At 46.5% G+C, this 823-nt stretch carries 1 protein-coding gene; it reads right to left on the bottom strand.

The features are described from left to right. Nucleotides 1–278: 278 nt before the first annotated feature. Nucleotides 279–823 (bottom strand): hypothetical protein (locus CIK90_RS14050; protein ID WP_158216009.1); only part of this gene is annotated, 545 nt, incomplete at its 5' end.

Below are 823 nucleotides of genomic sequence, written 5' to 3'. Positions count from 1 at the left end.
TTAATAACTAATATAAGGTGAACCTATTAATGAAAGAAGCGTGGAACCTGACACTTGCCTGTTCCACTTCTCGAGGTTCTGGTTTACCTGATTTCGAGAAGTCAGAAACAAAGCGCATGAAGACGCTTTCCCATAAATAGAGACAAATGCGGAGCCAAACTCTATTGGCTCAGAAGCCCAAGCGAAATCATCGGGGACAGGTTCATCGACCCTAAAGAGTGAACCAATGTACCTGTCCCCATGACCCTATCGCCTTGCGCTATTGCTGAAGTTTCAATCTACTGCTGCACAACCAAGCGCACCGGGCGCACCTGGCAACCTAAGCAGCGTGGGTAGACGGATTTAGGGTCGAGGTCGGTATCCATTCTGGTGAAGGACAGGATATAAGCTTTCGGGCTATAGACGGCTGTGCCTGACCAGTACTTGCCGGCATACTTATCGAACTCAGTCCCTCTGAAAATGCCAGCATAGGGCAAGAAGAGATAAGTACCAGGTTCGCCTTTCTTGGTTATCTTTATTCCTTTGTTTTCACTTAATGTTCCCGTTTCCCAAAAACCCCCATCTGCAGTAGTTTCCCAATTCACCGTTTTTGTATTGGCATTGCGCAAAGCCATCCATATATCTACTGTGGGCAACTGCCAGTCACCACCGAGAATCTTGCGAGCAGGATCATCTGACATTTTAAAATCTGTATTCATCTCATATTCGGGGGAGAAGGTTGGGGCTGTTCCGTCTGCATATCCGCTTTCATGGCCTTCTTTCCAAGTAAAAGTGTTTCCTGAAATTGATGAATACCAAGGCTCAGTAGCTCCCCAAGCAAAAT

The organism is Prevotella sp. P5-126 (genome assembly GCF_002251185.1).
Classification (GTDB): Bacteria; Bacteroidota; Bacteroidia; order Bacteroidales; family Bacteroidaceae; genus Prevotella.
This window is presented reverse-complemented; position numbering and strand designations above follow the sequence as displayed.